At 63.4% G+C, this 13,934-nt stretch carries 12 protein-coding genes; 4 read left to right on the forward strand and 8 right to left on the reverse strand.

Going from position 1 to position 13,934, the window contains the following annotated elements:
* The first annotated feature begins 37 nt into the window (after positions 1-37).
* The 4 genes from ACZ5ZH_RS07590 (at position 38) to rsmA (ending at position 5,581) form a co-directional block, all read left to right on the forward strand.
* Positions 38-2,242, forward strand: a complete 2,205-nt coding sequence (locus ACZ5ZH_RS07590; protein ID WP_464775219.1) for an LPS-assembly protein LptD — start codon at positions 38-40, stop codon at positions 2,240-2,242.
* Between the two features lie 100 nt (positions 2,243-2,342).
* Positions 2,343-3,728 (forward strand): peptidylprolyl isomerase, encoded by a 1,386-nt coding sequence (locus tag ACZ5ZH_RS07595; protein ID WP_464771095.1) that lies wholly within the window; start codon positions 2,343-2,345, stop codon positions 3,726-3,728.
* Positions 3,706-4,743, forward strand: a complete 1,038-nt coding sequence (gene pdxA, locus ACZ5ZH_RS07600) for a 4-hydroxythreonine-4-phosphate dehydrogenase PdxA (RefSeq protein WP_464772616.1) — start codon at positions 3,706-3,708, stop codon at positions 4,741-4,743. The genes ACZ5ZH_RS07595 and pdxA overlap by 23 nt, the downstream gene beginning before the upstream one ends.
* Positions 4,733-5,581: a 16S rRNA (adenine(1518)-N(6)/adenine(1519)-N(6))-dimethyltransferase RsmA gene (rsmA, locus tag ACZ5ZH_RS07605; protein ID WP_460986246.1), complete on the forward strand. Its 849-nt coding sequence runs from the start codon at positions 4,733-4,735 to the stop codon at positions 5,579-5,581. The genes pdxA and rsmA overlap by 11 nt, the downstream gene beginning before the upstream one ends.
* A gap of 15 nt (positions 5,582-5,596) precedes the next feature.
* On the opposite strand, the gene ACZ5ZH_RS07610 is transcribed toward rsmA, so the two are convergent.
* The 8 genes from ACZ5ZH_RS07610 to tilS form a co-directional block, all read right to left on the reverse strand.
* Positions 5,597-6,397, reverse strand: coding sequence for a COG4705 family protein (locus ACZ5ZH_RS07610; RefSeq protein ID WP_464771096.1), 801 nt, complete (start codon positions 6,395-6,397; stop codon positions 5,597-5,599).
* 321 nt (positions 6,398-6,718) lie between these two features.
* Positions 6,719-7,237, reverse strand: a complete 519-nt coding sequence (locus ACZ5ZH_RS07615; protein ID WP_464771097.1) for a tetratricopeptide repeat protein — start codon at positions 7,235-7,237, stop codon at positions 6,719-6,721.
* A gap of 77 nt (positions 7,238-7,314) precedes the next feature.
* Entirely contained in the window at positions 7,315-8,490 is a 1,176-nt protein-coding gene (locus ACZ5ZH_RS07620; RefSeq protein WP_464771098.1) for an RsmB/NOP family class I SAM-dependent RNA methyltransferase, read from the reverse strand.
* 12 nt (positions 8,491-8,502) lie between these two features.
* A complete protein-coding gene (guaB, locus tag ACZ5ZH_RS07625) occupies positions 8,503-9,960 on the reverse strand; it encodes an IMP dehydrogenase (protein ID WP_464771099.1) in 1,458 nt (485 codons plus the stop codon).
* A gap of 154 nt (positions 9,961-10,114) precedes the next feature.
* A complete protein-coding gene (locus tag ACZ5ZH_RS07630; protein WP_460986250.1) occupies positions 10,115-10,465 on the reverse strand; it encodes a hypothetical protein in 351 nt (116 codons plus the stop codon).
* 89 nt (positions 10,466-10,554) lie between these two features.
* On the reverse strand, positions 10,555-12,504 hold the full coding sequence (gene ftsH, locus ACZ5ZH_RS07635) for an ATP-dependent zinc metalloprotease FtsH (protein WP_196226569.1): 1,950 nt from the start codon (positions 12,502-12,504) through the stop codon (positions 10,555-10,557).
* A gap of 73 nt (positions 12,505-12,577) precedes the next feature.
* A complete protein-coding gene (locus ACZ5ZH_RS07640) occupies positions 12,578-12,769 on the reverse strand; it encodes a hypothetical protein (RefSeq protein ID WP_196224194.1) in 192 nt (63 codons plus the stop codon).
* 208 nt (positions 12,770-12,977) lie between these two features.
* On the reverse strand, positions 12,978-13,928 hold the full coding sequence (gene tilS, locus ACZ5ZH_RS07645; RefSeq protein ID WP_464771100.1) for a tRNA lysidine(34) synthetase TilS: 951 nt from the start codon (positions 13,926-13,928) through the stop codon (positions 12,978-12,980).
* Between the last annotated feature and the right edge of the window lie 6 nt (positions 13,929-13,934).

Here is a 13,934-nt window from a genome sequence, read left to right on the forward strand (position 1 = left end):
GAAACATATGCTGGCCGCAAGCGCGGCGCTCGCCTGCATGGGCGGGATGCCACGCGCCTTCGCGCAGGAGTTGCAATCGCCGCCGACGCCCGTCAGCGCGCCCGACGCTCCCGTACCCGCGACCGACGAGCAAATCGGCTTTTCGGCCGACGCCCTGGAATATGACAATAATACGGAAATCGTGACGGCCACCGGCAATGTCCAGCTGCTCCGGCAGGGCAACCGGCTGCGCGCGGACAAGGTCGTGTGGAACCGCACCACGGGGCAGGTGGAGGCGCGCGGCAATGTCTCGGCGACCGATCCTGAAGGCAATATCGCCTATGGCGACCGCTTCCAGGTGACCGACACGCTGAAAGACGGCACGGTCGAAAACATGCTGCTGGTGCTCCAGTCCGGCGGCAGGCTGGCGGCGGTGCAGGGCGTCCGGACGAACGGCGTCTATACACTGCGCAAGGCCACCTATACCGGCTGCAGCGTAGTGGACAGCGACGGCTGCCCCAAGGAACCCACCTGGCAGATCAAGGCGGTAAAGGTCGTGTACGACCCCGTCGCCGCTCGCGTGCGATACCGCAATGCCAGCGTGGAAATATTCGGCCTGCCACTCATTCCGCTGCCCGGCTTTTCACACCCGGTCGGCGACACGGGCGGCACGGGGCTGCTGGTGCCGAACCTGCGCTACGACCGGAATAACGGCGTCGAAGTCGCCCTGCCCTATTACATCAAGCTGGCGCCAAACCGCGATCTGACGATCACGCCGCATGTCTATTCCAAGACGCTGCCGATGCTGGAGACGAATTTCCGCCATCGCTGGGACCGTGGCGCCTATCAGATCACGGGGTTTGTGACCCATGCGCGGCGCATCGACGCCAGCAGTTCCCTGCCCAGCTCCACCGGCCCAGCGGGATCGGAAAAGGATTTTCGCGGCTACCTCGACGCCAGCGGCGCCATGCAACTGACGCCGGAATGGAGCGTCAACGGATCGCTTCGCGTAGCGAGCGACCGCACCTTCCTTCGCCGCTATGACATCAGCCGCGACGACCGGCTGCGTTCGACCCTGGGCGCTCAGCGCATCGGCGAGAATAGCTATTTCTCCATCGCTGGTTGGGCCGTCCAGACGCTGCGCCTTGGCGATCCGCAGGGGCAAACGCCGATCGCGCTGCCCGTGATCGACTATCGCCTGCGCCTCCTCGATCCGCTGCTTGGCGGCCGCATCCAGCTTCAGGCGAACAGCCTCGCGATCACCCGCACCCACGGCCAGGATACCCAGCGCGCCTTCGCTGCCTTTGAATGGAACCTGCGCAAGCTGACGGGCATGGGTCAGGAGGTGAATTTCACCACCTATCTGCGCGGCGACGTCTATCACAGCAGTGACAATCTGCAGAACAACATCGCCCGTTATGCCGGCGATCCCGGCTGGCAGGCGCGCGGCATAGCCGCAGCCGCGATCGACGTCCGCTGGCCCTTCATGGGTGAGGCGTTCGGCGGTGTGCAGCGGATCGCGCCCCGCGTGCAGATCGTAGCAGCGCCCCGGCTGGCAAATCTTTCGCTACCCAATGAAGACGCGCGCGCCATCGACCTGGAGGATAGCAACCTCTTCGCGCTCAACCGCTTCGCAGGCTATGACCGGTTCGAAGATTCGACCCGCATCACCTACGGTCTGGAATACAGCCTCTCCCTGCCCGGCTTTTCGCTGGAAAGCGTGGTCGGCCAAAGCTACCGCCTTAACAGTCGCGAAAGCATCCTGCCCGACGGCACCGGCCTTTCCGATCGCATGTCCGACATTGTCGGCCGCACGACCGTCCGTTTCCGGGATTTCGTCAGCCTCATCCACCGTTTCCGCCTGGACAAGGACGGGCTGGCGGTGCGCCGCAACGAAATCGACGCGACGATCGGCAGTCGCAAAACCTATGCCATGGTCGGCTATCTCCGGCTCAACCGGAACGCCGCGACGGGGCTTGAGGATTTGCAGGACCGCGAGGAACTGCGTTTCGGCGGCCGTGTGCAGTTCGCCCGCTTCTGGTCCGTTTTCGGGTCCACCGTCGTCGATCTGACCGACAGGAAAGAAGATCCGCTCAGCGTCTCTGACGGCTACGAACCCGTCCGTCATCGGCTCGGCATCGCCTACCAGGATGACTGCCTGACGCTGGGCCTGACGTGGCGTCGCGATTATCTGGCCGCTGGTGACGCGCGAAAGGGCAATAGCTTCCAACTACGGCTGGCTTTTCGGAATATCGGCATATAAGGATCAGCCTTCCCGTTCAGGACCGGTTCTGGCCGCTCAGGACCGGTTAAGGCGGACCGGCGCATCACGCGCTGGACCGTAATGGAGAGTTTTGTCGACGATGCAGCCTGTCGTTTCCCCGCCTTCCCGCCTTGGACAATCGCTTCGGACCAGCGCGCGCGCCCTGCTCCTGTCCTCCATCCTGCTGGGATCGATCGGCAGCCCTGTCGCCGCCCAGACCGTCAATGACGATGAAGGGGTTGCCGCGCAGCAGTTGAACCTGCCCAAGGACGTGACCGTCTTTGGCAAAAGCGATCCCAATGTCCGCAAGGCTACGGCCATCGTCAACGGCCGCATCATCACCGGCACCGACGTTGACCAACGCCTGGCGCTCATCCTCGCGGCAAATGGCGGCAAGGTGTCGCCAGAGGAACGGGAGCGGCTGCGCGTGCAGGTGCTGCGCAACCTCATCGACGAGACGCTTCAGATTCAGGAAGCCGCCGCCCACGACATCAAGATCGACAAGTCGGAAATCGACCAGAGCTATGAACGTGTCGCGGCGAACTTCAAGCAGTCGCCCGCCCAGTTCGACCAATATCTGCGCACGCAGGGCAGCGCGCCCGCCAGCATCAGGCGCCAGATCGAAGGCGAACTGGCGTGGAGCCGCCTGCTCCGCCGCAACATCCAGCCCTTCGTCAACGTCTCCGCAGACGAGGTGAAGTCGGTCGTCGATCGCATGAACGCGGCCAAGGGCAGCGATGAATATCGCATCGGTGAGATCTACCTGTCGGCAACGCCCGAAAATGAGGCGCAGATCGTCTCGAACGCCCGCAACATCATCGAACAGATCAAGCAGGGCGGCAGCTTCGCCGCCTACGCCCGGCAGTTTTCCGAAGCATCGACTGCTGCGGTTGGCGGCGACCTCGGCTGGGTACGCCCGGCGCAGTTGCCCGATGAACTGGCCAAGGCCGCCAATGAGATGCAGGTCGGGCAGCTCGCTGGTCCCATCCCCGTTCCGGGCGGCATCTCCGTCATCTATGTCATGGACAAGCGCAAGGTGCTGACCGCTGACCCGCGCGACTCTCTGCTCAGCCTCAAGCAATTGTCGATCAGCTTCCCGCCCGGCACGACCAAGGAGCAGGCGAGTGCCAAGGCAGCCAGCTTCGCCGCGCAGATCAAGACGATCAAGGGATGCGGCCAGGCGAACGAACTGGGTGGCAAGATCGGCGCCGATGTCGTGGACAATGACAATGTGAAGGTGCGCGATCTGCCCCCGCAGTTGCAGGAAATCCTCCTCGGCCTGCAAGTTGGCGAAGCGACCCCTCCCTTTGGCTCGGTCAATGACGGCGTGCGCGTTCTCGTCGTTTGCGGCCGCGATGAAGCCAACAGCGCCGCCGCGCCGAACGCCGAACAGATCATGGCTCAGCTTGAGGAAGAACGGGTCAACAAGCGCGCCCGCATCTATCTGCGTGACCTTCGCCGCGATGCCATCATCGACTATAACTGATCCAGCCTCGGCTCGACCGGAGCTGGCACCTTTTGCCGTCCCGCTGGGCGACCCGGCGGGGATCGGGCCGGAAATCGTAGCGAAAAGCTGGGTGATGCGCGAAGCACGCGGATTGCCCACCTTTTTCGCCGTGGGTGATGCGGCATCCTTGCGCCGGGTCTGGTCCGGCCCTGTCGCCCCCATCGCCACACCGCAAGAGGCAGCGGCGCTGTTCGACACCGCGCTTCCCTGCCTCCAGGTTGCCGACGCCGGTGACATCGTACCGGGCTCCCCCAGCATCGACGGCGCGCGCACTGCTTTTCAGGCACTGGAAGCGGCGGTAGGCCTCGCCCGCACCGAATCGGCCGCCGGGATCGTCACCGCCCCTGTCGGCAAGGAACAGCTTTACGGCGTCGGCTTCACCCATCCCGGCCAGACCGAGTTCATCGCCGAACGTTGCGGCGTAGCCCCCCACAATGCGGTGATGATGCTCGCCGGTCCTTCATTGAAGGTGGTGCCCATCACCATCCATATCCCGCTGGCAGAGGTCGCCTCGGCCCTGACCATCGACCTGATCCGCGCCCGCGCCACGACCACGGTCAAGGGATTGCAGCGCAATTTCGGTATCCCCCGCCCGCGCATCGTCGTCGCCGGACTCAACCCCCATGCGGGTGAGGGCGGCGCGCTGGGCCGGGAAGAAATCGACATCATCAGCCCCGCGATCGAATCGCTACGGGCGGAAGGCATGGACATTGTCGGCCCCCTTTCCGCCGATGGCCTGTTCCACGCCCGTGCCCGCGAAACCTACGACGCGGTGCTGTGCATGTATCATGACCAGGCGCTGATCCCGCTCAAGACGCTGCATTTCGATGAGGGCGTCAACATCACGCTCGGCCTGCCGATCGTGCGCACCTCGCCCGACCATGGCACCGCCTTCGGCATTGCCGGAACGGACAGCGCAAACCCCGGCGCGATGATGGCGGCGCTCAAGATGGCGGCCGAAGCTGCGCGATCGCGGTTAAGCCATGGGGGCTGATACGCGGCCGGTCCTGCCGCCGTTGCGTGAAGTCATCGCTGCGCACGGCCTGCAAGCGAGCAAGGCGCTCGGCCAGAATTTCCTGCTCGACGAACAGTTGCTCGATCGCATTGCCGCGATCCCCGGATCACTAAAAGATCAGCCCGCGTTCGAGGTTGGACCCGGCCCCGGCGGCCTGACCCGCGCGATCCTGCGGGCCGGAGCACGGCTGGTCGCTGTCGAACGGGATCGCCGCTGCCTGCCCGCTCTTGCGGAATTGTCAGACGCCTTCCCCGGCCAGTTACGCGTCATATCCGGCGACGCCATGCAGGTGGACGCGCATGCCGAAGCTGGCGAACATGCCCACATCATAGCCAACCTGCCCTATAATGTCGGCACAGCGCTACTGATCGGCTGGCTGTCTGCGGAATGGAACCCGCTGCCCTGGTGGTCTTCCCTGACGCTCATGTTCCAGATGGAAGTCGCCGAGCGCATCGTCGCAAAACCGGGCGGCGACCATTATGGCCGTCTCGCCGTCCTGTCCCAATGGCGCAGCGACGCCCGCATCGCCATGAAGGTCCACCGCAGCGCCTTCACCCCGCCCCCGAAGGTCATGTCGGCCGTGGTCCACATCACGCCCAAAGCAGCGCCAGAGGGCGTGCAGCTCAAACATCTCGAACGCCTCACCGCCGCCGCCTTCGGCCAACGCCGCAAGATGCTGCGCCAAAGCCTCAAAGGCCTACCGGGCGCACTCGATGCGCTGGAGCAAATCGGCATAGATCCCCAACGCCGCGCCGAAACGGTCAGCGTGGAGGAATTTGTTGAAGTGGCCCGGGTGATGGGATCGCGCAGACCCTAGGTCTGCTGTGAGTGGTCAGCGGACGTTGCGGGCACGTCCGTCGGCGCGTTGCGGAAACACTAAAATGAGACAAAGGATCGCGCCTGCCAAAGCTGCCGTAGCCAAAGGACGACTGAACTCCAAACCACCTTTCGCGATGGGTTTGTCCAAAAAGTCGCCCACGGTCGCTCCCAAGGGGCGGGTTAAGATAAATGCAGCCCAAAAGAGGAGCACATGCGAAACAGAAGTCCAGAAATATAGCGCGGCAAGGAGGGCGAGCAGCCCGCCGAAGATCATTGCTGCGCCGCTATAGCCAAGGGAACCGTCGGCAACCCAATCGCCAAGCGCGGTGCCAAGCGTCTGCGAAAAAGTGATAGTAACCCAATAGAAAGTTTCGGCTTTAGCCGTTTCAATGCGATTGACGTCCACTGACCCCAAGGTGCGATACCACCAGAGCAGCGATAGCAGCACTAGCGAAAACAGAAGAAGTGAGCCGCCCGGATATCCGAGGCCTATGGAACGTGTCGCATAGTCGGCGAGTGTCGTCCCTGCGGTGGTTGAGGCAATAATCGTGGCCCAATAAAGCCATGGGTTGAAACGCCGAGCCCGAATTTGCAGCGACACCAACACTATGAGTAGAAGGCCGAAAATGGCGGTGCCGATAAGATAGCCGTTTATGCCGCTGCTGCCAGCGTTCGGCGTCGTTTCGCCGAGCCAACTCATGCTAACCGCGTCTCCGCCCGTTTCGCCGAGTGTGGTGGCGAGCACCTTGATCACCCAAAAAACCAACGTCACTGCGGGGACTTTATTTATCGCAGCACCGGGTGAATCAAGCATGCGTCATCTCACAGAACATCATTGAGTCTCGACAATCTTAGGACAACGCGTTTTGTCCGCCAATGGTCGCTTGCCGTTGGGCACTTACCCGTCTCTATCCGGAAGCCACCTATGGAGCGCAGCGCCTAACGATCAGCGCCGTCAATGGCTGGCCAGAGTGGATTTCAGCCATCCCCCCTCCCGCTAGCGGGAGGGGGTTAGGGGGTGGGCCAGCGCAACACCCGACCTCATTCTTCAACGGCACGCCAGTAGGCTCACTTCGCTCGCGCCCCTTCCCGCCCGCGGGAGGGAAATGTCTTGGGCGCCCCCTTCAAGACAGCCTCAAGGCGTCTCGGTCGTCGCAGCCTTCGGCACCACGACAGCATCCTTCGCACTCAACACCGTCGCAGGCGGCCCCTTCTGGATCGCGGCGGCGAGCTTGCCGACGGCCGCGCAGTCGGACTTGCACGCGCTCTGCGCCTGGGCGAGATTTTCCTTTGCCTTGGCGATCGCACCCTTCTCGACCATCGCCTCGCCCTGTCCGACCAATGCATGCACATCGTTCGGGTCGAGCAGCAGCGCCTCGCGATAGAGGCGAATGGCCTTGCCCTGAAGGCCCTGCGCACGGGCTACTTCGGCCAGTTCGATATAGGCCGAGCGATTGCGCGGATCGACCGCCAGCGCCGTTTCCAGCGCATCGTTCGCCGCATTGAAATGCCCCGCTCGACGCGCGGTGACGCCCGCCTGCTGCCATTCGATCGACAAAGGCGAAATCTGGGCATCCGGCCGCTGCGTCAGACCGGCGCTCGACACGGTGGTCAGCAGGACGGCAAGGGCGATCGAAGCAGGGGTAAAACGCATGCACAACTCCAGCCATGTTTCAGGCGTTGATTCTACCCGAGTGTCGTCATTTTGGCGGGGCTTGTCCATCGCCTCTTTCATGCACCGCGCCGAAGCCGGGCGAAATAGAAACCGTCCGTCGCGTCATGCCCCGGCGTCAGCAAACGGCCATGCCCATGCACCCGCCCGGCCGCGATCGGGATCGCCTCAGCCACCCATCCCTCGTGGCGATCGAGAAACGCCTGCACCTGCCCCGCACCTTCCTGATCGGTCAGGGCGCAGGTGGCGTACACAAGCGCCCCACCGGGCGCCACCAGCGGCGCCGCGAAGTCCAATATGCGCGCCTGTTCGCCCACCAGCCGTTCCAGCCGCGCGGGTGTCAGGCGCCAGCGAGCCTCGGGATTGCGCCGCCAGGTCCCGGTCCCGGAACATGGCGCATCGACAAGCACGACGTCCGCTTGCCCCTGCAAGCTCTCCAGCCCCCGCGCCTCATGCCCCTGATCGAGCAGCAATGTCTGGATGAAGGTCGCCCCCGCCCGCTCGGCGCGCGGGTCAAGGCGTGAGAGGCGCGAGCGGATCGTGTCCGCCGCAATCAGCGTCCCCTGTCCGGCCATCGCCGCCGCAAGCGCCAGCGTCTTGCCGCCCGCTCCCGCGCAAAGGTCGATGACAGTCATGCCGGGCGCAGCGCCGCATGCCGCAGAGATGAGCTGGCTGCCCGCATCCTGCACCTCGACCAGCCCCTGCTTCCACGCATCGCTCTGCTCAACCGGCCAACCCTCCGGCAGGCGCAGCGCGTCAGGCAAGCCGTCGATCGGCACCGCTTCGGGAAAGATCGGCGCGGCATCTTCCGGCGTCGCTTTCAACCGGTTCACCCGCAAATCCACAGGCGCCCGGCCCAGCAACTCCTCCTGCTCCACAGGCGCCGCAAACAACGGCTTGAGCCAGACGGGCACCGCTCCGGCAATAGCCCCCGCCTCCTCGGCAAGGATGGGCGCAGGCCCATGCGGCGATCCATCGAACAGAGCCGCGATATCCGGCCTTTCCCGCGCCAGTCCGATCATCGCCGCGCGGCCATTTTCCGGCCGTTCCGCAGCCCGCCGCACCGCATCATAAACATGATCGCGCACTGCTCGCCGGTCGCGGGAACCGGCATAGCGCCGTTCCTTGAAATAGCGTGCGATCAGCGTGTCGGCAGCCGGTCCACCATCGCGCGCCGACGCTATGATGGCATCGAGCAGCTCGATCGCGGCCTGAACACGCGCGGAGGGGGTCACCCCGCCTTACCCTCAGCGGGTGGGATAGTTGGGCGCTTCCCGCGTGATGGTCACGTCATGGACATGGCTTTCGGACAGGCCCGCATTGGTGATCTGAACGAAGCGCGCGCGCTCCTGAAGGTCCTTGATCGTGCGGCTGCCGGTGTAGCCCATCGCCGCCTTCACGCCACCGACCAGCTGGTGGATGACGTCCTTCGCAGGCCCCTTGAACGGCACCTGCCCCTCGATCCCTTCGGGCACCAGCTTCATCTGGTCCTTGATGTCCGCCTGGAAATAGCGGTCGGCAGAACCGCGCGCCATCGCGCCGACGCTGCCCATGCCGCGATAGCTCTTGTAGGCGCGGCCCTGATACAGGAAGGTTTCACCCGGTGCTTCGGCCGTACCCGCCAGTAGCGATCCTACCATGACGCAGCCCGCGCCCGCCGCCAGCGCCTTCGCAACGTCACCCGAGGTGCGAAGCCCGCCGTCAGCGATCACCGGAACGCCATGCTTTGCCGCTTCGTTGGCGGAGTCCATGACGGCGGTCAGCTGCGGCACGCCCACGCCCGCAACCACGCGCGTGGTGCAGATGGAGCCAGGCCCGATCCCGACCTTCACGCAGTCGGCCCCGGCGTCGATCAAAGCCTTGGTCGCTTCAGCGGTCGCGACATTGCCTGCCACAACCTGAACATGGTTGGACAGACGCTTCACCGCCTCAACCGCGACCGCGACCTGCTTGCTATGGCCGTGCGCGGTATCGATGACGATCAGGTCGCATTCGGCGTCAATCAGCGCCTCGCTGCGCTCCAGCCCCTTGTCGCCCACCGTCGTCGCCGCCGCGACACGCAGGCGGCCCGAACCGTCCTTGGTCGCCTGCGGATAGGTGACCGCCTTTTCGATGTCCTTGACGGTGATAAGGCCGACGCAATGATAGTCATCATCCACCACCAGCAGCTTTTCGATCCGACGCTGATGCAGCAGACGCTGCGCTTCATCCTGCCCCACGCCCACCTTGACCGTGGCAAGATTATCTTTCGTCATCAGTTCGCTGACGGGCTGATTGGGGTTTTCCGCGAAGCGCGTGTCACGATGGGTGAGGATGCCGACCAGCTTGCCGCTGTTCTCGACCACCGGAATGCCGCTGATCCGGTGCCGCTCCATCAACATCTGCGCGTCTGCCAGGGTAGCGCGCGGCGTGATCGTGATAGGGTTCACCACCATACCGCTCTCGAAGCGCTTGACCGCACGCACCGCATCCGCCTGCTCTTCGATCGACAAATTGCGATGCAGGACGCCGATACCGCCCAGCTGCGCCATGACGATCGCCATGTCGGCCTCCGTCACCGTGTCCATCGCAGAGGACAGGACCGGGATGTTCAGCTTGATCTGCTTGGTCACATAAGTGCTGGTGTCCGCCTGGCTGGGCAGCACATCGGACTCGCCGGGCTGCAACAGCACGTCGTCAAAGGTGAGGCCGAGGCGGATATCCATGTGAAAGCCACTTTCTTCTGTGCGACCTGCCAAGGGGCATAGCGCGATCGCTGGGGATTCGTGGCGGCCCATGTAACCATTAACCAGCGAAACGGCCAGACCTTAGGCGTATTTTGTTGCTGGCCGCCTCACGGCACAGGAGGACGGGCGCTTTTCAGGATTTGGCGGTAGCACCCACAAGCCGATCCAGCCATGCCTGCGCCTGCTTCGGCTCCCCGACCGCCTGCGAACTGACCGGGCCGCGCGATGCAAGAAACTCCTGTTGCAACTCAAACGGAGGCATCAAGAGTTGCTCCCGCGCCTTGTCGATGGCTTCCCCGATTTCTGCCAACTGTTCGATGACCGGAGCGATCGCGGCGCGACTTGCCCGGTCCTCCTTATGCCCGAACAGACCCCATTTCCCCGAAGCAGTCACGCGCAATGCGTCGATGAGCTTCTCGGTATATTCCGCCTCCAGTTCCAGGCGGCGGGTGTCCAGGCGTTCCAGTCGGTCAGCTTTTGCCATGACAATCCCTATCTCACCACGATGAGATAGCCGCAAACAAAAAGGGCGCCGCCCGACGGCAGCGCCCTCTTCAAACCCTTGACCGCAGATTAGATCCCGGCAGGCGAAGGATCGCCAAACGGCCCCTTGCGCTTGCGCGTCTTGGGGATAGACGAACCCGCCGCTGGGACGACCGATGGCTTGATCGTGGTGCCGTCGTCACGGGTAATCTCACCTTTGTCGAGCAGCGTCTTGATCTCCTCGCCCGACAACGTCTCATATTCCAGCATCGCGTTGGCCAGCAGGTGCAGCTGGTCCTCATGACCCTTCAGCACTTCCTGCGCCCGGGTATAGCCCTGCTCCACCAGTCCGCGGATTTCCTTGTCGATCAGCTTTGCCGTCTCGTCCGACATATGAACGCGCTGGCTCTGCGAATAGCCGAGGAAGGTTTCGCCCTGCTGCTCCTCATATTGGAGCGGCCCCAGCTTGTCCGACATGCCCCACTGAGTGACCATGTCGCGCGCGAGCTTTGTAGCATATTGAATGTCACCCGAAGCACCCGACGACACCTTGTCATAACCGAAGATGATCTCCTCGGCGACGCGGCCACCCATGGCGACAGCCATGTTCGCGTGCATCTTGTCACGGTGATAGCTGTAGCTGTCCCGTTCCGGCAGGCGCATCACCATGCCCAGCGCACGGCCGCGCGGAATGATCGTCGCCTTATGGATCGGATCGGACGCCGGTTCATGAACCGCGACGATGGCATGGCCTGCCTCATGATAGGCGGTCATCTTCTTCTCGTCCTCGGTCATAACCATGGAGCGGCGCTCGCTGCCCATCATGACCTTGTCCTTGGCCGCCTCAAACTCATCCATCGCGACCAGACGCTTGCCCCGCCGCGCCGCCATCAGCGCCGCTTCGTTGACGAGGTTTGCCAGATCAGCACCCGAGAAACCCGGCGTACCGCGCGCAATCGTGCGCGGGTTGACGTCGGGCGCCAGCGGCACCTTCTTCATGTGCACGGCCAAAATCTTCTCGCGGCCCTCGATGTCGGGACGCGGCACCACGACCTGACGATCGAAGCGGCCCGGACGCAACAGCGCAGGGTCCAGCACGTCGGGGCGGTTGGTCGCCGCAACGATGATGATACCCTCATTCGCCTCGAAACCGTCCATTTCGACCAGCAGCTGGTTCAGCGTCTGCTCGCGCTCGTCATTGCCGTTACCGAGGCCCGCGCCGCGATGGCGGCCGACCGCATCGATTTCGTCGATGAAGACGATGCAAGGCGCGTTCTTCTTCGCCTGCTCAAACATGTCACGAACACGGGAAGCACCCACGCCGACAAACATCTCAACGAAGTCCGAACCGGAAATGGTGAAGAAGGGAACCCCCGCCTCACCCGCAATCGCGCGCGCGAGCAGCGTCTTACCCGTACCCGGCGAACCCACCAGCAGCGCGCCCTTGGGAATCTTGCCGCCCAGCCGCGCAAATTTGGTCGGGTCCTTCAGAAACTCGACGATTTCCTGCAATTCCTCGCGCGCTTCATCGATGCCCGCAACGTCATCAAACGTAACTTTGCCGTGCTTCTCGGTCAGCAGCTTTGCCTTGGACTTGCCAAAGCCCATCGCACCGCCAGCGCCGCCGCCCTTTTGCATCTGCCGCAACACGAAGAAGGCGATACCCAGGATCAGCAGGAATGGCAGCGACTGGTAGAGCATGATCTGCCAGAAGCTCGGCTGCTCCTCAGTCTGTCCGGAATATTTGACGTTATAATCGTCAAGCAGCCCGGTCAGCCCCGGATCATTCACGGGAACGGTGTTGAACCGCTGCCCGCTGGTCAGTGTGCCGGTAATCTTGTCGGTCGCGATCGCAACGTCCTTGACCTGCCCCTCCTGAACCTTTGACCGGAATTCGGAATAGGCGAGGCCGCTACCCGCCTGCGAAGCGGAGCGGCTGTCGAACATCGAGACGAATAGCAGCAGAGCGACAATCACCCCCGCCCAAATCATCGCGCTCTTGATCCAGGGGTTACCCTGCGGGTCCTTCTCGTCGTTCATCATCACTCTCTTTCACCGGGCAAGATAGGATGCTCCGGCAAAATCGCAAGTTGGGTGCAACGGTCGGCTGACGTTATCCGCCCACGAACTGCGACAGGGCGATATAGGCAAGGATCATGGCCAGCCCCGCCGAAACACCACACAGCAGATATCCGACATACAGCAGCAACGGCGGATGCGGGCGAGCCAGCTTCCGGTTACGTTGCGCCGCCGAAAGGATCACACTGGCGAGCACACCATAGGTCAACGCCGCAAATTCGAACATAAATGACTTTCCATGCCTGAGTGCCGACCCCAATACGCCTGAAGGCTATTAAGGAAAGGTCATTGCGCTGCAACAATTCGATGGAGCGAGGCGTCGGCGCGTTGATCCGTGGAACCTTTCCGTAACGATCAATTCAATGCTCGAAGTCGTTTCGGACGAGACTCATCATCCCGGTCATCGGCGGGGTGCGCCCAAGATCGATTCTGACTCAACGTCGCGGCGGCGCCACGCGAACTTTCCAGGCGGCGCCCCCTTTCAGGAGTAATCCGCCAAGGCTCGCCTGCCCGCCCCGCATAGCAACCGCGATGGCCCGATCGAGCGTGTCCCCTCGCGGTTCCGCGCCGGGTTCCGCCTCCGTAATGATGCGCAGCAACAAGCGCCGAAGCAGTTCACGGGGCAAATCCGTGCGGGTCAGCAGCCACGCCTCCCCTTCCCTGCGAACATGCGCCGCCGCGATATCATTTACCATCCAGTCCAACGCTTCCTCGCACTCCGCCAGCGCCGCCGCACTGCGGACGGCACTTTGCGGGTCGAGCCATTCGGCTTCCTTCAGATGCCGTCGAATCACCGCCCGATCAAATCGCGGATCGACGTTGGAAGGATCGTTGACAAAGGGAAGCGCGCGCTCACCCGCATAGTCCAACAGTTGCGCGCGTCGCACGCCAAGCACGGGCCGCAATACCCGCCCTTGCCGCGCGCGGATTCCGGCCAGACCATTGACCCCGGCACCCCGGTTAAGCCGCATCAGCACGGTTTCCAGCTGATCATCGGCATGGTGCGCGGTGAAGATCCAATCGATCCCGCGATCGGTCCTCCATTGTTCCAGCGCCGCATAGCGTTGGGTCCTCGCCCATTGCTGGACATTGCCCGTAAGAGGCTGGGGCGGATGCAGAACGGCATGCGCGACACCGTTGCTACGGCACCACTGCCCCACCATTGCGGCCTCTTCCGCGGACTCCGGCCTCAATCCATGGTCAACGGTGGCCGCTTCCACCCTGCCCGCGAAGGCATGCGCAGCCATGGCAAGCAAGGCCATGCTGTCGGGACCGCCCGACACCGCCACGCCAAAACGCAGTGAGGCATCATCGCCCACCAGCGCACCAACCGACCGCGTCAGCAACGCTTCCAGGTCAGGCTGAGCCGAATGCGGCGCGGCCATGCGGGT

This window comes from Sphingobium sp. TomMM7A, from assembly GCF_055397305.1.